General features: G+C 65.9%; 23 protein-coding genes and 1 tRNA gene. 12 read left to right on the top strand and 12 right to left on the bottom strand.

Features of this window, described 5'->3' with window-relative positions:
- Positions 1–80: 80 nt before the first annotated feature.
- Complete coding sequence (locus JQT59_RS15545; protein ID WP_109332531.1) at positions 81–602, top strand: heme-binding beta-barrel domain-containing protein; 522 nt, start codon at positions 81–83, stop codon at positions 600–602.
- A gap of 42 nt (positions 603–644) precedes the next feature.
- Positions 645–1,115, top strand: coding sequence for a redox-sensitive transcriptional activator SoxR (soxR, locus tag JQT59_RS15540; RefSeq protein WP_109332532.1), 471 nt, complete (start codon positions 645–647; stop codon positions 1,113–1,115).
- Positions 1,116–1,123: 8 nt separating this feature from the next.
- Here soxR and JQT59_RS15535 read toward each other — a convergent pair whose 3' ends face one another.
- Positions 1,124–1,618 carry a DUF2505 domain-containing protein gene (locus tag JQT59_RS15535; protein WP_159925029.1) on the bottom strand — a complete coding sequence of 165 codons (495 nt, stop codon included), beginning with the start codon at positions 1,616–1,618 and terminating at the stop codon, positions 1,124–1,126.
- A gap of 159 nt (positions 1,619–1,777) precedes the next feature.
- Between JQT59_RS15535 and JQT59_RS15530 the strand changes: the two genes are divergently transcribed.
- The 6 genes from JQT59_RS15530 (at position 1,778) to JQT59_RS15505 (ending at position 10,799) form a co-directional block, all read left to right on the top strand.
- Positions 1,778–3,232: a wax ester/triacylglycerol synthase domain-containing protein gene (locus tag JQT59_RS15530; RefSeq protein WP_213576864.1), complete on the top strand. Its 1,455-nt coding sequence runs from the start codon at positions 1,778–1,780 to the stop codon at positions 3,230–3,232.
- A 17-nt stretch (positions 3,233–3,249) separates the two neighbouring features.
- Positions 3,250–5,505, top strand: coding sequence for a glycerol-3-phosphate 1-O-acyltransferase (locus tag JQT59_RS15525; RefSeq protein WP_213576863.1), 2,256 nt, complete (start codon positions 3,250–3,252; stop codon positions 5,503–5,505).
- The gene (locus tag JQT59_RS15520; protein WP_208960808.1) at positions 5,506–6,939 is read left to right on the top strand and encodes an HAD-IB family hydrolase; all 1,434 of its coding nucleotides are present in this window, start codon (positions 5,506–5,508) and stop codon (positions 6,937–6,939) included.
- A 105-nt stretch (positions 6,940–7,044) separates the two neighbouring features.
- Positions 7,045–7,449, top strand: coding sequence for a YciI family protein (locus JQT59_RS15515; protein ID WP_159925025.1), 405 nt, complete (start codon positions 7,045–7,047; stop codon positions 7,447–7,449).
- A 12-nt stretch (positions 7,450–7,461) separates the two neighbouring features.
- Positions 7,462–8,685 carry an RNA polymerase sigma factor gene (locus tag JQT59_RS15510; protein ID WP_213576862.1) on the top strand — a complete coding sequence of 408 codons (1,224 nt, stop codon included), beginning with the start codon at positions 7,462–7,464 and terminating at the stop codon, positions 8,683–8,685.
- Between the two features lie 80 nt (positions 8,686–8,765).
- Entirely contained in the window at positions 8,766–10,799 is a 2,034-nt protein-coding gene (locus tag JQT59_RS15505) for an ABC transporter ATP-binding protein (protein WP_213576861.1), read from the top strand.
- A 3-nt stretch (positions 10,800–10,802) separates the two neighbouring features.
- Here JQT59_RS15505 and JQT59_RS15500 read toward each other — a convergent pair whose 3' ends face one another.
- Both JQT59_RS15500 and JQT59_RS15495 read right to left on the bottom strand, forming a co-directional pair.
- Entirely contained in the window at positions 10,803–11,642 is an 840-nt protein-coding gene (locus JQT59_RS15500; protein WP_213576860.1) for an SDR family oxidoreductase, read from the bottom strand.
- A 148-nt stretch (positions 11,643–11,790) separates the two neighbouring features.
- Positions 11,791–11,934 carry a hypothetical protein gene (locus JQT59_RS15495; RefSeq protein WP_201453670.1) on the bottom strand — a complete coding sequence of 48 codons (144 nt, stop codon included), beginning with the start codon at positions 11,932–11,934 and terminating at the stop codon, positions 11,791–11,793.
- A 647-nt stretch (positions 11,935–12,581) separates the two neighbouring features.
- Here JQT59_RS15495 and JQT59_RS15490 point away from each other — a divergent pair.
- From JQT59_RS15490 to JQT59_RS15480, 3 genes are all read left to right on the top strand, one after another.
- Positions 12,582–12,998 (top strand): helix-turn-helix domain-containing protein, encoded by a 417-nt coding sequence (locus JQT59_RS15490; RefSeq protein WP_109332570.1) that lies wholly within the window; start codon positions 12,582–12,584, stop codon positions 12,996–12,998.
- Positions 12,999–13,175: 177 nt separating this feature from the next.
- Positions 13,176–14,594 carry a glucose-6-phosphate dehydrogenase gene (locus JQT59_RS15485; RefSeq protein ID WP_213576859.1) on the top strand — a complete coding sequence of 473 codons (1,419 nt, stop codon included), beginning with the start codon at positions 13,176–13,178 and terminating at the stop codon, positions 14,592–14,594.
- A gap of 44 nt (positions 14,595–14,638) precedes the next feature.
- Positions 14,639–14,884: a DUF2630 family protein gene (locus JQT59_RS15480; protein ID WP_213576858.1), complete on the top strand. Its 246-nt coding sequence runs from the start codon at positions 14,639–14,641 to the stop codon at positions 14,882–14,884.
- A gap of 6 nt (positions 14,885–14,890) precedes the next feature.
- On the opposite strand, the gene JQT59_RS15475 is transcribed toward JQT59_RS15480, so the two are convergent.
- From JQT59_RS15475 to JQT59_RS15435, 9 genes are all read right to left on the bottom strand, one after another.
- The gene (locus JQT59_RS15475) at positions 14,891–15,907 is read right to left on the bottom strand and encodes a hypothetical protein (protein WP_213576857.1); all 1,017 of its coding nucleotides are present in this window, start codon (positions 15,905–15,907) and stop codon (positions 14,891–14,893) included.
- Positions 15,907–16,407, bottom strand: a complete 501-nt coding sequence (locus tag JQT59_RS15470) for an ImmA/IrrE family metallo-endopeptidase (protein WP_213576856.1) — start codon at positions 16,405–16,407, stop codon at positions 15,907–15,909. Before JQT59_RS15470 ends, JQT59_RS15475 begins: the two co-directional genes overlap by 1 nt.
- Before the next feature lie 2 nt (positions 16,408–16,409).
- Positions 16,410–17,306: a cell surface protein gene (locus JQT59_RS15465; RefSeq protein WP_249354458.1), complete on the bottom strand. Its 897-nt coding sequence runs from the start codon at positions 17,304–17,306 to the stop codon at positions 16,410–16,412.
- 233 nt (positions 17,307–17,539) lie between these two features.
- Positions 17,540–17,740: a hypothetical protein gene (locus JQT59_RS15460; RefSeq protein ID WP_213576855.1), complete on the bottom strand. Its 201-nt coding sequence runs from the start codon at positions 17,738–17,740 to the stop codon at positions 17,540–17,542.
- Positions 17,741–18,088: 348 nt separating this feature from the next.
- Positions 18,089–18,164: transfer RNA gene (locus JQT59_RS15455), tRNA-Ala, on the bottom strand.
- A 98-nt stretch (positions 18,165–18,262) separates the two neighbouring features.
- Positions 18,263–19,003 carry a divisome protein SepX/GlpR gene (sepX, locus tag JQT59_RS15450; protein ID WP_213576854.1) on the bottom strand — a complete coding sequence of 247 codons (741 nt, stop codon included), beginning with the start codon at positions 19,001–19,003 and terminating at the stop codon, positions 18,263–18,265.
- A 275-nt stretch (positions 19,004–19,278) separates the two neighbouring features.
- Positions 19,279–19,914, bottom strand: a complete 636-nt coding sequence (locus JQT59_RS15445; RefSeq protein ID WP_109332585.1) for a GNAT family N-acetyltransferase — start codon at positions 19,912–19,914, stop codon at positions 19,279–19,281.
- Positions 19,911–21,170, bottom strand: coding sequence for a molybdotransferase-like divisome protein Glp (glp, locus tag JQT59_RS15440; RefSeq protein WP_213576853.1), 1,260 nt, complete (start codon positions 21,168–21,170; stop codon positions 19,911–19,913). Before glp ends, JQT59_RS15445 begins: the two co-directional genes overlap by 4 nt.
- Before the next feature lie 22 nt (positions 21,171–21,192).
- The gene (locus JQT59_RS15435; RefSeq protein WP_213576852.1) at positions 21,193–22,113 is read right to left on the bottom strand and encodes a UTP--glucose-1-phosphate uridylyltransferase; all 921 of its coding nucleotides are present in this window, start codon (positions 22,111–22,113) and stop codon (positions 21,193–21,195) included.
- Between the two features lie 107 nt (positions 22,114–22,220).
- Here JQT59_RS15435 and JQT59_RS15430 point away from each other — a divergent pair, with 107 nt between their 5' ends.
- On the top strand, positions 22,221–22,832 hold the full coding sequence (locus JQT59_RS15430) for a 5-formyltetrahydrofolate cyclo-ligase (RefSeq protein ID WP_213576851.1): 612 nt from the start codon (positions 22,221–22,223) through the stop codon (positions 22,830–22,832).
- Positions 22,833–22,863 lie beyond the last annotated feature (31 nt).

Raw genomic sequence — 22,863 nt, 5'->3', positions numbered from 1 at the left:
CCGTAGGCACGTCAAACACTCCGCCGCCGAACACGTCACAGCGTGCCGGAGCGAGTAGCGTGAGACGGCGGAGGTAACTCATGGAGGAAGAGTCGAGGCGATCGACTGCGACGGCCGGTCCACCGGTTTCGGCGACCGCTGCCGGACCGGCTGTGCCACCTGCCTTGGCCCCGTTCGCGGGACGGTGGGTGGGAGCCGGCGAAGGTGCCTATCCCACGATCGACGACTTCGGCTACACCGAGGAGATCGAGTTCACGGCGAGCGGTAAGCCGTTCCTCGCGTATCGGTCCCGGACGTGGGCGGCCGACGACGGGCGTCCGTTGCATTCCGAGTCCGGTTTCCTGCGGCTCGTCGCCGAGGACGAGGCAGAACTGCTTCTTGCCCAGCCCACCGGTTTCGTCGAGATTCATCGGGGCCAGATTCGGGAGGGGACCATCGAGTTGTCGATGTTGTCGCTGTGCGCGTCTCCGGACGCGAAGCCGGTGCACAGTGTGCGGAGGAAATTGTCGGTGCGCGGTGGCGACCTCACGTACGACCTGTGGATGGCGCACGGTCCCACTCCGCTCACCCACCACCTGCACGGTCACCTCCGCCTCGACTGACCTCGAGTATTGTTCGGGTATTCCTGGTGAAAGGTGCCCGATGTGGAGATGCCCGAATGGAAAGCCAAGGAGCTCACACCCGGCCAGCTGTCGGAGCGCAGCGGTGTGGCGGTGTCCGCTCTGCACTTCTACGAGCGTGAAGGCCTCATCAGTAGTCGCCGCACCAGCGGCAACCAGCGGCGGTACCGTCGGGACACGCTCCGGCGGGTCGCGTTCATTCGCATCGCCCAGCGGGTGGGAATACCCCTCGCCGAGATCCGGGACGCCCTTGCCACTCTGCCGGAGGGCCGGACGCCGACCCGCAAGGACTGGGAGAGGTTGTCGACGCGGTGGCATGCGGACCTGGATCAGCGAATCGAGCAACTGGTCCGCCTACGCGACAACCTGACGGGGTGCATCGGGTGCGGATGCCTCTCGCTGGGCAGTTGCGCGATCGTCAACAGTCACGATCGACTCGGTACTGCAGGGCCCGGGGCGCGGACGCTCGACGTCGAGCTGAACACCTGCCCCTAGGGACGTGGTCAGCTGTCGCCGAGCCACTTCTCGACGGCATCGCGGTCCTGACCCACCATGTCGCGGACGAGCTTCTTGATGAGTGACTCGATCTGACCACCGACCAGAGGGATCTTCACCTCGACCGACCCGATGAGCTCCAACACCGAGCCTTCCCCCGACGCACGGAGCACCGAGGCACACTCGATGCGGACCGGAATGCCGGTGGAACTGCCGCGAATCCGTCCGTCGGCCCGGTTGCCGTCGAGAGGTCCCCATTCGTCGGCGCGTTCGACCCTCAGCTCGCCCGAGACCACTTTGCGGACCAGCCCGGGAAGCGAAGAGGCACTGATGCTGTCGCGCATCGTCGCCGTCAGGGTTCCGGGCCCACCACTCTCGTCCAGGGTCAGCTTCTCGGGTGCCTCTTCGAACCGGTGCCGCCAGAACACCGGGTCGGTCAGCGTCGCGTGGACGCGGTCCACGGGGTACCCGATGTCTTCCGAATATTCGAAGCGTTTCGCCATGACGGCAGCCTACGACAAGCGCACTCGTCGAGCAGGGGTGTGAAGGCGTCACCCGCCGAGTCCGGGCCAATCCGTCGAATCAGGGGTGTGAACTACGCGTCGGGTCCACACTGGAAAAGCACCAGTTGAGGCAACTCGATCAACCGAATGAGGGTGGGCATGGCCGATGGCGAACCGCTGATATCACCGAGTGCCGTCGACGTCGATTTCTCCGACATCGCCTGGGGAGCGGACCGTACGATGTCCGACTTCGAGACCGGGATGTGGCGGATGGAGGAGGTACAACCGAAGCTGCGTTCGCCGATCGTCGCGGTGGATGTACTCGACCGACCGCCGGACTGGGACCGGTTGGTGCGCGCGCACGAGTGGGCCTCGCACATGGTGCCCCGGATCCGGATGCGCGTGGTCGAGCCCACGCTGCGGCTGGGTAACCCGATGTGGTCGGTCGACCCGGAATTCGACCTCGACTATCACCTCACCCGGGTGCGCCTACCCGAACCCGCGACCTTCGACCACGCCCTGCGGATGTGCCGGCGGATGGCCACCGAACCCTTCGATCGCGCCCGGCCGCCGTGGAGCGCCATGCTGATCGAGGGGCTCGACGACGGTCGCGCCATCTACGTGGTGAAGACGCATCACAGCATCACGGACGGTCTCGGCGGCATCCAGTTGATGACGCTGCTGCACAGCAGACGTCCCGAGCCGTCGCCGGACAAACCGGACCGCCCGCCACCTCTGCCGGAGCGGATGTCGGGCGGCGGTGCGTTCTTCGAGCAGGCGCTCGGGAACGTTCGCCGGGCGCCGGGTCGACTCGGTGGCCTGGTACGCGGCACCACCCGCACGGCGATCACCGCCGTAACGAACCCGATCGGGGCGGTCACCGACGTCGCCGGTTACGCCAATTCGATCCGCCGGGTGGTCACTCCTCCCCCGGCCACCGGCTCACCGTTGTTGCGGGACCGGGGCCTCGGCCGCTGGTTCGGCGTGCTCGAGGTAGGCGTCGACGAGCTGAGGACGGCTGCGCACCGAGCGGAAGGATCACTCAACGACGCCTATATCGCTGCCCTGCTGGGTGGATTCCGCCGTTACCACGAGTCCTTCGGCCACGACATCGACACCATCCCGGTCGGCATGCCGGTCAGCCTGCGGGTGGCGTCGGATCCGACCGGGGGGAACCGATTTGCCGCAGCACGCTTTGCGGGACCGGTCGGTGAGGTCGACCCGATCGAGCGGATCAAGAAGGTACGCGCGATCGTCCTCGGCTTACGGCAGGAGCCGGCGCTCGGCCTCCTCGACTCTGCGGCGCCGATTCTGGTTCGGATGCCGACGGTGGTGCTGGCAAATTGGTATCTCTCCCAGTCGAGCGGTCTCGACCTGCAGGCCAGCAACGTCGCCGGTGTACCGGTGCCGGTCTACCTCGCAGGGGCCCGGATCGAGAGGATGTTCCCCTTCGGTCCCGCACCGGGTTGTGCCGTCATGGCCACACTGGTCTCGCACGTCGGCACGTGCTGCATCGGCGTCAACCTCGACACCGCCGCGGTGACCGAACCGGCCCGTTTCATGATGTGCCTACAGGAGAGCCTCGACGACATCGTCGAACTCGGCCGTGGATGAACGAAAGGACCACACGAATGGACGAGCAGACGACACGGCCACGCGTCTACCTCATCGAGTCGATGAGCGACATCGAGGAGACGACCCTGCGCGCGTGGCTGGAACGACAGGATGGAAGCGACGGGCGTCCGCCGCAGGCCGTCCGCGTCTCGGGTGACGAATTCGCCGACGTGTGCCGACGCGAGGACGATCCCCTTCTGGTCCCGCTCCGGGTGGTGTGGCGGCCGAGGACCGATCAGCCCGAAGGTCTGCAGCGGGTCCGGGAGTCGCTTCTGCGTGATCCCCTTCATCCCGGCCCGAACATGCAGCGCAAGATCCTGCGTCGAGAACCCGGCCGTTGCGAGGTGATCGAAGGTGCCCCGGCCCCCTTGAGCGATCTCCGTCGCCGGCTTGCCGAGAAGGGTGGCGGATCGCTGCCCGATTTCGTACGCCGCCAGGCCGCGCTGACCCTCGAGCGTGCCGAACGATCCTTGCTGGGAACGCAGTACAAGGTGTCGCGGTTCGTGGTCGACGAGATGACCGACACCAGCCGGTTCCACACCGGCATCCACGAACTGGCTGCGCGCCTGGACCTCCCCGCCGCGGAAGTCGAACGTCGCGCTCGGGGCGCCCTCGACGAGATGGTTGCCGCCCAGAGCCGACGCGCGATCGCGTTGTGGGATCAACTGGGCCGCTACTTCTCGCGTGCGTACCGACTCGACGTCGACACCTCGCGCCTCGACGAACTCCGCGAGCTGAACAAGGAATACTCTCTGGTGTTCCTGCCCAGCCATCGCTCCTATCTCGATCCTCTGGTGCTGCGTCCTGCTCTCCTCGCGAACGACCTCCCCCTCAATCACGTGATGGGGGGATTGAACGTCAGCTTCTGGCCGATCGGTCCGATCAGCAAGCGCAGTGGCACCGTCTTCATTCGGCGCAAGTTCGACGACGACGAAATCTACAAGTGGTCGCTGCGCGAGTACATGCGCTACCTGCTCACCAAGCGGTTCAACCTCGAGTGGTACATCGAGGGCGGCCGCAGCCGTACCGGAAAGTTGCGGCCGCCCCGCTTCGGGCTCCTCACCTACTTGGCGAAGGCATTCCAGTCCAGTGGGATGTCCGATGTCTACCTCATTCCGGTCTCCCTCACCTATGACCAGCTGTACGAGGTCGGTGCGATGGCGGCCGAGGCCCACGGTGAGGCCAAGACGAAGGAAGGACTTCGCTGGCTCGTCGGATATGTGCGCGCCCAGGGGCAGCGGCACGGGGTGGCCCATGTCAATTTCGGCAGACCTATGTCGCTGGCGGAGTATCTCCGCCAGGAGGACGACCTGCGGCTGGCCGTGCAGAAGACCGCGTTCGAGGTGTCGCACCGCATCAACGAAGTGACACCGGTGACGGCCACGTCGCTGGTGATGCTCGCGTTCCTGGGTATCGAGGACCGTGCGCTCACCGTTTCTGAACTACGCGCCATCCTCGGACCGCTCGTCGACTACATCACCGTCCGGCGGCTACCGACGGCAGGCGATGTCGACCTCACCAACCCCGAGGTCATTCGCACGGCGCTGCGCACCCACCTCGACTCCGGCGTGCTGCGCTGTTTCGACCGGGGCAGCGAGCGTGTGTTCTACCTCGGGCGGGACCAGCACCTCGTCGCAGCGTTCTACCGCAACAACACCATTCACTTCCTGGTGATGAGAGCCATCGCAGAAATGGTTCTGCGCGCCGCGGCGGACCAGCCGTTCGGTAATCCGCTCGAGGACGGGTGGGAGGAGGCGTTGCGCATCCGTGACCTGCTGAAGTTCGAATTCTTCTTCAGCGACAAGGACGCCTTCCGCGACCAACTCCGGACCGAACTCGAGATCATCGACCCCCTGTGGCGGGAGAACATGCGTGACCCCGCGCATGCCGAGAAGCTACTGTCGACAGCGCAGATCCACTTGGCCCACCGCGTCCTGCAACCCTTCCTCGAGGCCTACGCGGTGGTGTCCGATCAGCTGTTACGCACACCGACCGACGAAAGGTTCGACGAGAAAGTATTCATCACCGAGTGCCTTTCGCTGGCCGAGCAGCGCCGGTTACGCCAGCAGATCGGAAGCCGGGAGTCGATCTCTGCCGAACTCTTCACGACCGCACTGAAATTGGCGCGTAACCGGGGCCTCGTCGAACCGGGTGCGGAGAATCTCGAGGCTCGGCGAATCGAGTTCGACGCCGAGATCCGCACCCAGGTCAACCGGGTCCTGCGCATCCGGACCCTTGCTCACGACACCCTCGACCAGGTGGTGGGTGAGTAGATGACTGATTTGCGCAGCCTCCACGATGCCATCGCCGCCGCCCCGCCCGGACCCGGAACGCTTGCCGCCTTCGACCTGGACGGGACTCTCATCAGTGGGTATTCGGCCAGTGTGGTCTACCGGGATCGTCTGCGGCGCTTCGACATCAGTGTCGCAGAACTGTTGCGCACCACCGGGGCCGCCATGGAGACCCGATTTCGGGGCGCCGATGTGAGCGGCCTGATGCGTATCGGCGTGCAGAGTCTGGCCGGGCGCATGGAGGACGAAATGCAGGAATGGGGGCAGCGCCTCTTCCGGCAGGAGATTGCCCGGATGATCTACTCCGAGGTCCGCGGGCTACTCGCCGCGCACCGGCACGCGGGACACCAGGTGGTGATGGCCACGTCGGCTACTCCCTACCAGGCGCAGTCGGTGGCAGAGGACCTCGCCATCGAGGACGTCCTGTGTACTCGCCCCGAAGTCCTCGACGGCATGCTCACCGGTCAGCTGGCGTCCCCTCCGCTGTGGGGTCCGGCGAAAGCTGAGGCCGTGCGCACGTACGCGGAACAGCACGGCGCAGACCTGAAGAGCAGCTTCGCGTATTCCAACGGTGCCGAGGACCTTCCGATGCTGACGTCGGTGGGTCATCCGGTGGCCCTGAATCCGGATCGGAAGCTGGCGGCCACCGCCCGGCAGAACGGGTGGCCTTCGGTGAATCTGCGGCCACCGCAGAGCGGCAACGACCCGGTGTCGATCGCGCGCACCACCACGGCAATCGGCGCGCTGATGGGCGCCGCCGCGTTCGGTGTCTCGGCCGGTCTGGTCACGAGGAACCGCCAGACCGCCGCCAACCTGGTCGGTAGCTTCGGCCCCGATATCGCCCTGGCGATCTGTGGTATCGGGCTGCGGGTGAGTGGCAAGGAGAACGCCGAAGCCGCACGACCTGCGGTGTTCATGTTCAATCACCAGAGTTCACTCGACATGCTGGTGGTCGGCAGCGTCATCCGTCACGACGTGACCGGTGTCGCCAAGAAGGAGGCCGCACGCGACCCCCGATTTCTTCCCGTCGGTGCACTGCTCGACGTCGCGTACATCGATCGGTCGGACAGCGCCAAGGCCAGGGCCGCGCTGCAACCGGCGGTGGAGAAGCTGCACTCGGGCATCTCCATCGCCATCGCCCCCGAAGGCACGCGCACCCCCACTCCTCGTCTCGGCAAGTTCAAGAAGGGTGGGTTCCATCTCGCGATCTCGGCTGGGGTGCCGATCGTGCCGATCGTCATCCACAACGCCGGAGAGCTGATGTGGCGCAACTCGCTGGTCGCACACTCCGGGACCGTCTACGTCGACGTGCTCGAACCCGTCCCCACTGACGGGTGGGATACCTCCGACCTGGACAAACACGTCGAGGAAGTCCGCTCCCTGTTCGACGAGTGCCTGCACGGCGGGCACCGCTGACAAGATTCTTCAGAAATACTTCGGCTGGATGTAGAGAAACCGGAATGTGCTCCGTCCTCTTCGCGAAAGGCGTCACAATGGGCGCCACGAGATGAGGAGAAAACAATGCCGAAGTTCATGCTGCTGCAGAACTACGAGGGCGGACCCGGGTGCACGGTGCCGATGAGCGACTGGGATCCGGCCGACATCAAAGCCCATATCCAATTCCAGCACGACCTCAATGCCGAACTCGCCGCCAACGGTGAATTGGTCGACGCGCAGGGCCTCGCCGGGCCCGACGTCGCGAAGCGTGTCACATTCGACGGCAGAAGCGTTCCTGTGGTGACGGACGGCCCGTTCCCCGAAACCAAGGAACTGCTTGCGGGATATCGCTTGATCGATGTGGAGTCCGAAACCCGCGCACTCGAGATCGCCGCGAAGGCCTCGGCCTCACCCGGACCGAACGGCGTGCCCATCCAGCAGCCGATCGAGGTTCGTCAGGTGATGGGCGCACCGGACACCGACTTCTGAGACCACCCGACGATGGAGATCGGAGCCGCACTCGAGGACCTGCTGCGCGAACTCGCGCCGCAGGTCCTCGGTGTGCTCGTCCGGCGTACCGGCAACTTCGACGCCGCCGAGGATGCCGTTCAGGAGGCGCTACTCGCCGCGGCGCAGCGTTGGCCGCGCGACGGCGTGCCCGCGAACCCCCGCGGCTGGCTGATCCAGACCGCCACGCGCAAGATGACCGATTTCATCCGCAGCGAGATCGCCCGACGCACAAGGGAGCACACGGTCGCCCGGCAGGCGCAGACCGATGCAGAAACCGTCGACAGCGACGACACGCTGATATTGCTCTTCATGTGCTGCCACCGGGCGCTGACGCCGGCGTCGGCCATCGCGCTGACCCTGCGTGCCGTCGGGGGACTCACCACCGCCGAAATCGCGAACGCCTTTCTGGTCCCGGAAGCGACCATGGCACAACGCATCAGCCGCGGGAAGCAACGCATCACCGCGTCGGGCATCCCCTTCCGGCGGCCGACGGAAGAAGAGTGGACGGAGCGGCTGCGCTCGGTTCTCCACGTGCTCTACCTCGTTTTCAACGAGGGCTACGCGAGCAGCATCGGCAACGATGTGCACCGCACCGAGCTGTCTTCGGAGGCGATCCGGCTCACCCGCGCCGTCCACGCGATACTGCCCGGCGACGGCGAGGTCGGTGGTCTGCTGGCGCTCATGCTGCTCACCGATGCCCGCCGCCCGGCACGCACCGGTCCGGACGGTGAGCTGATCCCGCTCACCGAACAGGATCGCACCCTGTGGAACAGCGACTTGATCGCCGAAGGCCAGCGGGTGGTGATGGACGCCGTGGCCGAAGGGGCGGTGGGCCAGTATCAGCTGCAGGCGGGAATCGCGGCCGTCCACGACGACGCGGAACGTGTCGAGGACACCGACTGGGCCCAGATCCTCGCGCTGTACGGACTGCTCGTGCGCATGTCCGACAATCCGATGGTGCGATTGAACCGCGCCGTCGCTGCAGCCATGGTGCACGGTCCGGCCACCGGACTGGCGATGCTCGAAGAGCTCGACGGCCCACTCCGTGGGCACTACCGGCTCGATGCCGTCCGCGCGCATCTCCTCGACATGGCCGGGGACACTCGATCGGCGGCGGCGCACTACCGTGCGGCGGCGCGGCGCACCACCAACGTCCCCGAGCAGCAGTACCTCGCCGCGCAGGTGGCCCGGCTCGGTGTCACTGAATCGGGCTGAGACAGCACTTCATACAGCCCTCGCGCACAGCCCACCCGAATCGCCTCGCCAGAATCGCGACAGGTGGGCACGATGGACGAATGCGCTCCGCCCCACCGACGTCCTCCCCGGAGATCTCCGACTCCGAGTCTTCGCTGCTGCCCCGGATCTGGGCGCTGCTGCGGCCCTATCGGGGTTGGCTGGTCCTGGTCGGCGCGGCGATCGTCGTGTCGTCACTCCTCGGCGTCGTCCCCCCGTTCCTCACCAGGGCAGTCTTCGACCGCGCACTGTTTCCCACCGACGGCAGCGGCGTCCATCTCCCGCTGCTGATGTGGCTTGTTCTCGCGATGATCGGGGTGACGTTGGTGAGCTCGCTCATCAGCGTCGGCCAGAGCTACCTCACCACCAAGGTCGGCAACCTGTCGATGGCCGATCTGCGCGAGCGGCTCTTCGCGCACCTCGAAAAGATGGAACTGGCCTTCTTCACCTCCACCAAGACCGGGTCGATCCAATCGCGACTGGCCAACGACGTCGGCGGGGTCCGCTCCGTGCTCACCTCCACGGCATCGAGCATCCTGTCCAACGCGGTCACCGTCGCAGCATCCCTCATCGCGATGGTGCTGTTGTCCTGGCAGTTGACGCTTCTCGCCGTGGCACTGCTACCCGGATTCGTCTACCTCCAGCGCCGCGTCGGCGCGCGGCGGCGGGCGCTGGCCCGAAAAACCCAGGAGTCGCTGTCGGACATGACCGCCATCACGGAAGAAGCACTGAGCGTCTCCGGTGTTCTCCTGACCAAGGTCTTCAACCAGTCGCAGGCCGAACTCGCGCGCTACAGCGCGGAAAACGCCCGGCAGACCGAGCTCCAAGTACGTCAGGCCATGGCAGGCCAGGGATTCTTCGCCGTGGTGGGTACCTTCATGGCCATCACCCCGGCCCTCGTGTATCTGCTCGCCGGCTATCTGATCAGCGGTGGGTACGGCCCGGCCATTTCGGCAGGGACCCTTGTCGCGTTCTCGACCCTGCAGGCCAGACTGCTGCAGCCGCTCGTGTCCCTGATGCGGGTCACGCTCGACGTCCAGACGTCGATGGCGTTGTTCCGCCGCATCTTCGAGTATCTCGACCTGCAGCCGGCGATCGTCGATCGTCCCGGCGCCGTCGCGCTACCCGCCGACTCCCCGGGCAAGGTGGAACTCGACGACGTCTATTTCGCCTACCCAACTCCGGTGCGCCTGGCCACCGCCGACCCGGATCCCGTGGCTCTGCGAAGCCTCGGACGCGGCGGAGTCGGCGGCGGGATACGCGGCTTCTCGGCACCGACCACCCGCACCCCCGTAGTGGCCGACGAGGAGGTGATCGAGCCGCGCCGCCCTCGACGCTGGGCGGTGGCGGGCACCTCTCTCGAGATCGAGCCGGGTCAACTCGCCGCCTTCGTCGGACCATCGGGCGCGGGCAAAACGACCCTCTGCTACCTGGTACCGCGGCTGTACGAAGTGGACCGCGGCGCCGTCCTCGTCGACGGATACGACGTACGCGACCTGACCATGAGTTCACTTGCCGACGCCGTCGGGATGGTCACCCAGGACCCGTATCTGTTCCACGCCTCCATCGCAGACAACCTGCGGTATGCCAAGCCGGATGCCACCGACGCCGAACTGCACGATGCGGCTACCGCGGCCAACATCCACCACCGCATTCTCGCTTTCGACAACGGTTACGACACGCTCGTCGGCGAACGTGGCTTCCGGCTCTCCGGCGGCGAGAAGCAGCGTCTGGCCATCGCACGAGTGCTGCTGAAGAACCCGCGCGTTCTCATTCTCGACGAAGCCACCTCGGCACTCGACACCGTGTCCGAGCGGCTCGTCCAGCGAGCACTCGCCGAGGTGATGCGCGGGCGGACCACACTGGCGATCGCGCACCGGCTATCCACGATTCAGCATGCCGACGTCATTTTCGTGATCGACGAGGGTCGCCTGGTGGAACGCGGCACCCACACCGAACTCCTTGCACGTCAAGGCCTCTACGCGAGACTGCATGCCGAACAGTTCGGCGGCGGCCAGGTGGAGTGTCGCTGCACCGACGGCATTCGATTCACGGACGGCACAGTGCTGGCACCGAGCAGCAGCCTCGAGAACTAGTCGCTACAAGAACTTGCTGAACTGGTCGTTGGCCTTCTGCATCACGAAGTCGTATGGCGGCGAGAACTTACGGGCCCACCAGTATCCGAACCGGATGTCGGGCGAGGTGTACACCAGATAGCGGTTCTTCTTGATTCCCGTGAGGATGCAGGACGCCACCTTCTCCGGGCTGACCGCTCGCTTCTCGAATCGGTGGATCGCCTTCTCGATCCGCGGGTCGTTCCGATCCACCCCGGCGATCTCGACAGTGCCCACCAGCGGAGTCTTCACGGCACCCGGAACCACGAGACTGACGCCGATACCGTGCCGCTTCAGGTCGAATCGCAGAACCTCGGACACCCCGCGGAGCCCGAATTTGCTTGCGCTGTAAGCAGCATGCCAGGGCAGCGCCAGCAGTCCCGCAGCAGAGGACACGTTGACAAGGTGACCACCCCGCCCCGCCCGCACCATCGGAGGGACGAAGCTTTCGATGATGTGGATCGGCCCCATCAGGTTGACGTCGATCATCGACTTCCAGTGGCGGTGCTCGAGGTTTTCGACCGTGCCCCACGCGGAGATACCGGCGACGTTCATCACGACGTCGAGGCTGCCGAATTGATCGTGAATATCTGCTGCGAACGCCGTCACCGCGGCGTAATCAGACACGTCGAGCGCTCGTGAGAAGCTCACGGTTCCGCCCTGATTTCCGACCTGCTCCACCGTGTGAGCCAAGCCGACTTCATTGATGTCGGTGAGAAAGAGTTCGGCGCCTTCCGCGGCGGCCGCCAACGCCGTGGCGTGCCCGATCCCACTACCAGCACCTGTGATCAGGCACTTCTTGCCGTCCAGCGTCGTGATCGCCATTGTCGTGCGAGCCCCCGTCCTCACCGATCCGTGTCGGCTGGAAGTCTACGCACGCACAACGTTTGCGCGCACGCCCCCGAGGCGGGATCACCCGGTCCTCGGCAGCGTCGCGACAGAGCTGAGCCGGCTCTCCCCGAGCCGGCCCACTTCACAACCGCTGCGCCATTTCTTCCTGATATGTCCGGATCGTCCGTTCGATTCCGTTGGCGTCTTCTTCCCGTCCCCTGTGCCGGGCATCGTCGGCGCGCTCGCGCAGAACTCGAATCGCCTTCCGAAGCTCGGCGTCACTCATTCTGTGTTCCATATCACAATCATTCCCGACGACTTCCGGTTTGGCCAGGCATCGCGGGCGGTCAACGAAGACACCGAGGTAGAGCCGCTGCCGGCGAGCGCACCAGTCAGACCGCATGATCGGCCGTCCTGCGGAGGCCACACCGGAAGGCTTCTGGCGCCGCCGCACGGCGGTCGGGCGGTGCAGACACACCCCATTCGCAGTAGTGTTCACGGCGCCGTCGCGGCCGAGCGACCTGCCGTAGTTGCAATGCACAACGCAACACAATGGCCCTGAACTGCGAGTACAGGCCCCACGCACTGCCGGATGCCGGCAACTCGAGGCCGTCAGCAAACTCCCAGTGATTGAAAGAGCAATCAGCATTTGCGGCCGGGCAGCCGATCCGCCACATCTGCTGGAACGATCAACTGGACACTCGGCCCTTGAACCGCCAGGAGACGCGCCGGTATGACTTGCACGGAGTCCGAACGGCTGAGCAGCGAGAAGTGCGCGATGCGCCGACCGTCGTCGAAACCTGCATGACGCCGTCAGCGAGCGAAAGCGCACCGTTTCGCACGTCTGGCTGTGAGTTATCAATCGGTTATCATCATGGTACTGTGTCGTTCACACGACTGACGCGCGCACGAGAGAGGACCCGGCGGCTCACAATGGCAGATTTTGCTGCGCGGTTGAACAAGCTCTTCGACACGGTCCACCCTCCGGGACGTAAACCGCACACCAACGCAGAGGTAGCTTCGGCGCTCATTGCCGACGGGCATCAAATCTCGAAGCCCTACATTTCGCAGCTCCGCTCCGGGCAGCGCACAAATCCTTCGGACGAAACCGTCGCGGCATTCGCCCGCTTCTTCAAGGTGAAGCCCGAATATTTCTTCAACGACATCTACGCAGCCAAGATCGACCACGACCTTGAACTCTTGTCGCAGCTCCAGGGCTACGGACTACGCAAACTGTCGAGCCGCGCCTTCGACTTGTCCGAGGAGTCGCAGAATCTGCTTACCACGATGGCCGAGAAGCTTCGCGCCAGCGAGGGTCTGCCCGAAGTACCGCCGGACGCGTCCCGGTAGCACCGATTTTTCGCGCTGGATACGGAACCTCTTCCGGCACTGCGCTATACATGACCACGCCGCTCGTATGCCGAGCGTACTGGACGAGCCGAGCCCGGGTACCGACCTTCCTGTCCGAGCGCTGAGCCCACCCGGGAATCGCACGCGCGGCGACTCCCGTTGGCGCATGATGGAGCAATGCCTGACAGACCGCAGCTCGGTCCCACGATTTTCGTGCTCTTCGGCGCCACCGGGGACCTGTCCAAACGGATGGTGCTCCCGGCCTTCTTCCAGCTCGCACGATCAGGTCTTCTCGGTTCTCGGTGGATGTTGATCGGCACCGGGCGGGGCACGGTCACCGATGATCACTTCCGCGCCCACGTGCGGGACTCCCTCACCCAGTTCGGCGGCGGGCACACCGACGACGGCTGGGACGACTTCGCGCAGCGCCTGCGATTCGCCGGTGGCGGTTTCACGCCCGAAGACCCCGGGACGCTACCGAGCGCCGTGCAGGACGCGCGGGATTCGCTCGGCGTTCCCGACGCTCAACTCGTCCACTATCTGGCACTTCCCCCGAGCACCTTCGCCGACACCACACGAGCTCTCGGCGCGCACGACCTGGCGCGCGGTTCCCGGGTCGTCTACGAAAAGCCATTCGGTACCTCACAATCCGCTTTCCGTGAACTCGACGCCGCAGTACACGAGGTTCTCGACGAGAAGCAGATCTATCGCATCGACCATTTCCTCGGCAAGGAAAGCACCCAGAATCTGCACATCCTGCGATTTGCCAACGGGCTGATCGAGGGAGTCTGGAACCGCGAACACGTCGAACAGGTCCAGATCGACGTCCCCGAAACCTTGGACATCGACGACCGCGCCCGCTTCTACGACGCCACCGGTGCGGTCCTCGACATGCTCGTGACTCACCTGTTCCAGGTCGCTGCGGAGATCGCGATGGAGCCGCCACAGAGCCTGGGCGCCGACGACCTCCAGTCTGCGCGCGAATCGGTGATCGGAGCGTTCCGCCCGCTCGACCCCGCCGAAGTGGTCCTCGGCCAGTACGAGGGATACCGCGACGTCGACGGTGTCGCCGACGATTCGGAGACGGAAACTTTCGTCGCCGCACGGTTGTGGGTCGACACCGACCGCTGGCGGGGTGTGCCGTTCCTGCTTCGGACGGGCAAGATGCTGGGCGTCGCGAAGCAACGCGTGAGCCTGGTGTTCCGGAGCCCGGAAGGCCCTCTTTCCGACATCCCGCCGGACGGCGCCGTGCTGACCTTCGATCTGTCCGGGGACGGCGAGATCGACATGTCGATGGTGGTCAAGGAGCCCGGGCCCGACGACGAACTATCGGTGGGCCACCTGAGTCTGCCTCTCGACACGGTGCCACTCGGCCATGCTCTCGCACCGTATTCGCGCCTCGTCCTGGACGTGCTACACGGCGACCGGTCGCTCTTCACCCGCCCGGACGGGCTTGCCCACGTCTGGGACGTCGCCGACCCGTTGCTGAACAGGCCGCCCGCCGTCAAGCTGTATCCGGGGGGATCCATGGGACCGCCGGAGGCCGACAAGCTCGCCTCGCCGTGTGGATGGCTGGTCACGCAGTCGACCGGATGAGCCGCCCTCCGCGACAAGTGGACTCGGACCGAAGAGGAGACGACATGGGCAACGAAGAGATCGAGAAGCGTATTCAGGCTCTCGTCGAGCAGGAGCACGAACTGCGGGCGCAGTTGCAGGACAGCGAGCTGGCGCCCGAGGAGGAACGCGCACAGCTGGCCGCGTTGGAAACCTCACTCGATCAGTGCTGGGACCTTCTGCGCCGACGCCGGGCTCGTCTCGACGCAGGACAGAACCCGGACGACGCCTCGGTCCGTCCGGCGTCGGAGGTCGAGGACTACCTCCAGTAGAAACGGTCAGGGCACCGACTCTTCCGATGCCGGCTCCGTGGCCGCGACCGGCACGGGCGAGTGACGGATTTCGGCGTACGCCTCCGCGAGTTGCAGCACCCATCGGCGCGGTGACATCCCCTGCGGTGGAGCTATCCACTCGGTGTCGAGCACCTCGGAACCGGCTGGGTCGTCGATCCAGCGGGCCAGAATTCTGCTGCGCTCGGTAGTCGACTCGGGCAGATTCTGCGCCCGCGTCTCGAACATGCCCGCGCCCGCCTGCAGATACAGCGCGTCCATGACGTGAGCGATCGAATCAGACGCCCGCAGAACGGTGGTGCTGCCCTTGCCGTCGCCCTCCACGACTTCGGGGAACCGGGAGACGAGCACAGAATGCAACGCGCTCATCCGGCGAAGATCGCGGCGTGCGCGCAGCCAGGTCTCCACCAGCACCCACACCGTGCCGGCCGAAACCACCACAGCGGCGGTCGTGTACGCACCCGAGGATCCGATGATCCACGTCTCCCCCGCCACCTCCCGGACGAGTCCCACGACCGCGGCGACGAGAACCATCGCCGATCCCACCACGACGAGGGCGATGCCGCGGCCGAGAGGGGTCCATGCGACGTGCCAGATACCGGTGATCACCACCGATGCCAGCGCGAGCACGATGAACACCAGGGCCGGGACGGGGTAACCACCGGCCAGGGCCGTTCCGACCAGGACCGCGGCCGCATAGATCACGGTGGCGACAGCGCGTAGGGCGCGGCGCGGCAAAATCGGCCAGACCGACACCGCACCTACGGCGCTCGCGGCAGCGAAGAGGGTCCACGCCAACTCGAGGAGGATCTCCGACAGCCCGGCCGTCGGCGCCAGCGCGTCGAGACGCAAGGCGACATCCGGGACGGCCAACGTAGACGCGCACGCGGCGCTGGACACCGCGATCACCATTGCGATCCGCAGCGGTGTCGGCTGGCGTGCCGCGACCCTGCCTGCGCGGGCGCCGGCTGCGATCCAGACGACGAGCGCGACAACCCAGCCCATCAGCCGATCGCCTCGTCGTAGCGGAGCACCGACACCGGCGTTCCCCTGCCCTTCATCGTCCTGAGCTGCAGGAGCAACATGGACGCGAAGGTCTCCGCCTCCCACTCCGCCACGTCACCGGAAGTCTGCTCGCCGCCACGCATTCGCGAGCGCTGACTGAGCATGTACGCGATCAAGTCGTCGCCGGCTTCGAGCGTTGCCGCGACAATCTCGGCACCCTCATGCCGAAACACGATGTGCCCCAGTTCATGTGCGAGAGTTCGTTCGACGTCGGGAAGTCCCGGGGCGAGCACGATGACGTCCCTGTCCTGATAGGCGCGTCGCTGACCACAGACTCCCGGTGCCATCGGTGTCGTGAAGTCGAGTTCGATGGGACGCTGCCGTTCGCGGGCAACTGCGTCTACGACATCCCCGAGTGAGACCGCTTCTGCCCGGGCGGCAGCGTCACAGACCGCATCCACGGCTGCTGCCACCCGTCGATGAGAACGGCTTCCTGCCACGACTACATCCCTCCCGTAGGTGCGGGCGGGAAGAACTCCACCCGGGCGGCCGCGATGCGCGCCTGCTGTGCGCGCGCACCCTTGAAGGTCAGCGCACCGGCCCCACCCGCGCAGCCGAGAAGGAGTCCCACACCGCCGAGCACTGCAAACGCAGGTAGTGGCTCACTATGGACGACCGGCGCGACTGCCGGCGGTGCGGAGTCCGGAACTGCGGCGGGTGCCGGTCGCACGTCGGGCGGCACTCGGTCCTGCGACGGTACGTTCCCATCCGCCGCATCGCCGGGAAGGCTCGTTCCATCGGAGTGTGGTGGCGCGTCCGCCACCGGCGGGCCCTGGGGACCTCCCGGCGAGGTGCCAGGCCCGGGACCTTCCGGTCCACTTCCCGAGGCAGGGGGTACCCCTACTGCCCCACCTCCGTCGCCGGATTCGGGATCGCTCGACGTGTCGGGACGGGTGATGCTCGGCACCGGGTCCGACGGTAGGTGCCCGTACGGGGGAACGACCACCTGTGGAGCGGGAGGGGTCGACGGCTCACTGGTCTCGGACGGCTCCGTCGTCTCCGGAGGATCGGTGGTTTCGGATGGCTCGGTGGTTTCGGAAGGCTCGGTGGTTTCGGAAGGCTCGGTGGTTTCGGAAGGCTCGGTGGTTTCGGAAGGCTCGGTGGTTTCGGAAGGCTCGGTGGTTTCGGAAGGCTCGGTGGTGTGGGGGTTATGGCCGCAGTCGTGATATCCCTCGCACGGGTGTGACCCCATACCTGGATGCGTCGAGCCGCCGCCGACGTCGGGATCTGCAGATGCTGTCGACGGGAACACCGAGAAAGTGCCCCATCCGAGAACGGAGAGAAAGGCCAGCGCGAGCCCCAGCATGATCAGGTTCCGGATCACACGACGTGCTGCCACTGCGCACCCCCCTCTGGTATCGATCCAACACCTCAGGCGGCGTCGACGCTGCCATGGTAACGAGCGGACGGTCCGGAGGGTGCTGGTGGTGCCGGAGTCGGGGGCCGGCACCACCAGCGATGCCCGAGCCAGGTGGGACTCGGGCGGCTTTCTCGGTGAACCACCGAAGGCACGCGTGCGTCGGATGGTTCGTCGCAGGGACAGCGTCGGTCGGCCGCCCCGGAACGTCGACGTCAGAACGTCCCGGCGACCGTCACCTCGGACGGCTGCACGGCAGTGTTCGGTGTCGGCTGGACATCGGTCGCGAACGAGCTGGCGTGGCCCATCATCGCCGCCCCCGCACCCATTGCGACGGCCGCCGCCGCCGTGCCTATTACGACGGCTTTCGCCGCTGCAGTGAGCGCAGCACGGGCGGCACCGGATGAGCGCCTCACGTTCACAGCACGTTCACCAGCAACATCGTCGCAGCAATCGTCGCCACCACGGTCGCTGACGCGAGCGCATCCGAGATTCTCCGCCTTGCCTGCATGTTCTTTACCCCGATCGATTGACCCCTCGATGACCTGTGATCAGTAGACCTTGCCCAGTTACTATTTAGCAACTTACCTGTCCCAAACGTGACGCGGCACACTGCCGCACGACGCTCTGGCGCACACCGGCTCCCCCGATACGGAAGAGCACGGCGACACGAAGAAGCACTGCGATACACAAAGAGCACTGAACACAAAGAGTGCGAACACACAAAAGAGCACTCCCTCCGAAGGGAGGAAGTGCTCTTGCGATGGTGGAGCTGAGGGGAATCGAACCCCTGACCTCTTCGATGCGAACGAAGCGCGCTACCAACTGCGCCACAGCCCCTGATGCAGACCCTGCGATCTGCTCGGCAAACTCTAGCAGGCCACCCACACAGGGGGCGAATCGCCTATCCGATTGCGGCTTTCGGCTCCGGCGACGGACTATTCACCGGCGGCACGACGCATCGTGGCGTGCTGCATGCGCTCGTCGTCGAAGCGCTCGAGATGATCGAACTCGGGGTCCTCGTCGTCTACTTCGAGCACAACGGCGCCCGGACGCCGCAGCCGGGCGGGGATGAGACGCAGTTCCTCGTCGCTACGGGACTCGACCCCCAGCCGGGAGCGATTGAGCCGCGCGGTTCTGCGCCTCCGGATCTCCTGCTCGATCCGGACCTGACGGCGGAGGTAGGCGAGATAACCGACGAGGCCGACGACGCCGGCCACGAAAATCCACCACATCACCGGGGCAATGATCAGCGCGAGCGCCGCGGACATGATCGTGCCGAACACGAGGCCGAGCACCGAGCGCTGGCGGAAGGCGTATCGGGCCTCCCGCGCGATCGCATCGGCCTCCGGGTCGAAGCCACCCCGCCCACGTCGCACCGGCACGTAGTCACCGACCGGGGCCCGGCCGGTGTCGAAATCGTCTTCGTCTGCGTGAGTATCCACAAGGTCCTCCGCGTCGTAGCCGTAGTGGTCCGGTTCCGGTTGCCAGTAAGGGTCGCTGCGGTGTCCTGCCGCGGGACCGCGCTGCACGGGGCGCTCGTCACCGCGGTGCAGCACGCGCGTCGCGAGGGCAGCGTCACTGGTTTGCCGGATCCGGGGGCGGTTGTTGACCAGCATCGGGACCAGGACGAAGAGCCACACGACGACGAGCCCGATCCAAAGAAAAGAGTTCGGCATACGGCAGCCTCCTCCCAATCGTCTACCAGCACGGATACCGCTGTTGACACTCCCAGGCTAATCGCATGGACACGCACATCTTCGCAGACGCGCCGATCTCACCATACTCAGGTGTCACATGCGTAACGCGAAAATGTGGCGCTCGACATGCTCGAAAGCGACGTGAATTCTTCTTCCGCCGGGAGTGCCCGAAACGGCGACCTCGACCGGCAACGTTTGATACCGTCAGATAACTGCTGTGTAGCTGGACGATTGTCCAGACGCTTTTGCGGCTGTTACGCCCACGTCGCTTTGCCGCTGCGGACGAGGGAATCGGCGACAGTGCCCATCACGTCCTCGACCGTCATGCCGACCAGGATGTGGTCACGCCACTGGCCGTCGACGTCGAGGTACCTCTTCAAAAGACCCTCTTCACGGAATCCGACATTGCGGAGCACCGCCTGGCTCGCCAGGTTCTCCGGGCGCACGGTGGCCTCGATGCGATGCAGTCCCACCGGACCGAACGCGTGATCCAGCCCCAGCGCGAGGGCTCCCGTGGCCACGCCGAGTCCGTTGACGTCGCTGGCCACCCAGTACCCGATCCACGCCGAACGCAAAGCACCGCGAACCACATTGCCGATCGTGATCTGCCCGCAGAAGTTTCCGTCGAGTTCGATCGCCATCGGCAACATGCGACCCTTACGCGCCTCGGAGCGCAGGCTGCTGCACAGTCCCGGCCACCCCGAAATATGGTGCCGCGCATCCCATGGCGCTTCGCCGGTCGGTTCCCACGGCTCGAGATGGGCACGGTCGCGGATGCGCAATCGACTCCACGCCGCGGCGTCGCGCAGTCTGATGGCACGCACGGTCACCACTCCGCCGTTGACGCGGAGTGGGCCGAGGTGCGGCGGCCAGCCCGGATGCTGGGTCATCCCCGTTGCGCCAGGAAGGCCACGTCCACCTGATCACCGGTACGCACCTCGGTGACTTCCGGGTCGATCAGCACGAGACAGTTGGCTTCGGCGAGCGTGGCGAGAAGATGCGAGGACGCTCCGGGCGCACCGCCGAGCGCCTGGACCAGGTATTCACCGGTGGCTTCGTCGCGCATGAGCTGGCCCCGCAGGAATCCCTTGCGGTCCTCGATCGACGTGATGGGTGCGACTGTGCGCGCGGTGACGACGCGGCGCATCGGCTGCCGACGTCCCAGCGCGATCCGAATGAGGGGACGGACCATCACCTCGAAGACCACCAGTGCACTCACCGGGTTCGACGGGAGAAGAAAGGTCGGGACCTCGTCACGGCCGAGCTGGCCGAATCCCTGCACCGACCCGGGATGCATCGCGACCCGGTCGACCTCGAGATCGCCGAGATCGGCGAGTGCGTCGCGGACATCCTCGGAGGCCCCTCCCCCGACCGCACCCGCGATCACCACGATCTCGGAGCGAATCAATTGCCCTTCGACCACCTCGCGTAGGCGCCGCGCGTCGGCGCTCGCGATGCCGACGCGATTGACGTCGGCGCCCGCATCACGCGCGGCGGCGGCAAGCGCATAAGAGTTGACGTCGTATACCTGACCGGGCCCAGGGGTCCGATCGACGTCCACGAGTTCGCCGCCCACGGAAATGACGGACAACCGCGGCCGTGGGTGCACCAAGACCTTGTCGCGACCGACTGCCGCAAGTAGTCCGACCTGAGCCGCTCCGATGATCGTGCCGGCCCGAACGGCGACATCTCCGGGCTGGACATCGTCGCCCGCTCGACGCACGTAGTCGCCGGAGCGGACCGGTTTGTAGATCTTGACGCGTGCGCGGCCGCTGTCGGTGCGGTCGAGCGGCAGCACTGCGTCGGCGAGCGTCGGGAGCGGGGCCCCCGTGTCCACCTTGACCGCCTGTCGCGGCTGGAGACGGATGGGCTGCCGGGAGCCGGCCGACACTTCCCCCACGACGGGAAGTGTCAGCTCGACGGGGGCGCCGTCGTCGTCACGAAGATCGGTGCCGGCGGCCTGAACATCGACGCTGCGAACGGCGTACCCGTCGATGGCCGCCTGGTCGAAACCGGGAAGCGGCCGCTCGGTGACCACTTCCTCGGCACACAGCAGTCCCTGCGCTTCGGAGATCGCGACCCGGACCGGCCGCGGCGCCACCGCAGCCGCGGTCACAATGGTCTGTTGCTCCTCGACCGACCGCATGTAGTTCGTGCCTCCCGAGCTTCTAGGAATCCGCCCGCTTCAATCGGTCGGTCAGCCATTCACGCAGCGACGGGCCGTACTCGTCGCTGTTCAAGGCAAAGTCAACAGCAGCGCGGATGTACCCGCCGGGATTTCCGAGGTCGTGTCTCGTTCCGCGGTGCACGACCACGTGCACGGGATGGCCGTCCTTGATGAGGAGGGCGATGGCGTCGGTGAGTTGCAGTTCACCACCCGCTCCCGGTTCGATACGGCGCAAGGCGTCGAAGATGTCCCGGTCGAGGATGTAGCGGCCGGCTGCCGCGAAGGTCGAGGGCGCGTCCTCGATGGCAGGCTTCTCCACCATTCCGGTGACCTTGAGGACGTCCGGGTTGACGGCATCAGGCACCGTTTCGACCTCGAATACGCCGTAGGAGCTGACCTGATCCTTGGGTACATCGATCGCGCACAGGACGGTGCCGCCGCGTTTGTGGCGCACCCGGGCCATGGTCTCCAGTACGCCCCGGGGCATCACCAGGTCGTCGGGCAGGAGTACGGCGATGGCGTCCTCGTCGTCGTCGAGAACCGATTCTGCGCAGCTGACGGCGTGACCGAGCCCGAGAGGCTGATCCTGGACGACGGATTCGACTTCGAGGAGGCCCGGAGCCTTCCGAACCTTCTCGAGAAGGTGATACTTGCCGCTCTCCTTCAGCTTGCTCTCGAGGACGAGATCCTCGACGAAGTGGGCAACCACACCGTCCTTGCCCGGCGACGTCACGATCACGAGGCGTCCGGCCCCGGAATCAGCAGCCTCACCGGCGACGAGCTCGATACCCGGGGTGTCGACCACCGGGAGCAGCTCTTTCGGCACGGTCTTCGTCGCCGGCAGGAATCGGGTACCCATTCCTGCTGCGGGCACGACCGCGGTGCGAAAGGCGCTGTTGGTGGGCGGAACGGCATCTGTCATGCCCCACACCATAACTGTGTAGAGCTACTCAGCAGTCACCAAGCGGCCGTGAACGGCCACGGAGAACCCGCCGAGAATGCCCGCTCGGGTGCTCCTACAGTGGTCGCATGCAGGCGCGAAGCAAGACCGAGTGGCGGGAACAGGTACTTTCCGGCCGACGTGCACTGGACTCGGGCGTGCGAGCGGCCGAGGATCGGGCACTCGCCGAACTGGTCACAGTCGGTGTCGCGGCCGATTCGGTGGTCTGTGCGTACGTTCCCACGGCACTCGAGCCGGGGTCGGTGGATCTGCTCGACGCCCTCACCGGCATCGTTCGACGCGTCCTCGTCCCCGTCACCCGCGGTCCCGGGCCACTGTTCTGGTCCGAATACACCGGGGCCGGGCAGCTGGTCGATGCACCATACGGCCTGCTCGAGCCGACCGGAGCCGTCCTCGATCCCGAAGAAATCCGGACGGCCGAGATCGTTTTCGTGCCCGCTCTGGCAGTCGACCTCCGGGGCGTCCGCCTCGGGCGAGGAGCCGGCTTCTACGACCGCACGCTCGGACTCGCGACACCGCAGACCCGTCTGATCACGGTGGTCCGCGACGAAGAACTGGTGGCAGAACTCCCTGAAGATCCTCATGACGTGCGGATGGGCTGGGCACTCACACCAGGTTCCGGACTCGTCCGCCTGGGCGAGGACGTCGAGTCCTACCCGCGCAGAAATGCCGCGGAATAAGGTGCTGATTAGCGTTGTTGGCACTGTCGAC

Source organism: Rhodococcus sp. USK13, assembly GCF_018343855.1.
GTDB classification, from domain to species: domain Bacteria; phylum Actinomycetota; class Actinomycetes; order Mycobacteriales; family Mycobacteriaceae; genus Rhodococcus_F; species Rhodococcus_F oxybenzonivorans.
Note: the sequence above shows the minus strand (reverse complement) of the source record. Positions and strands in the feature narration are given on the sequence as shown.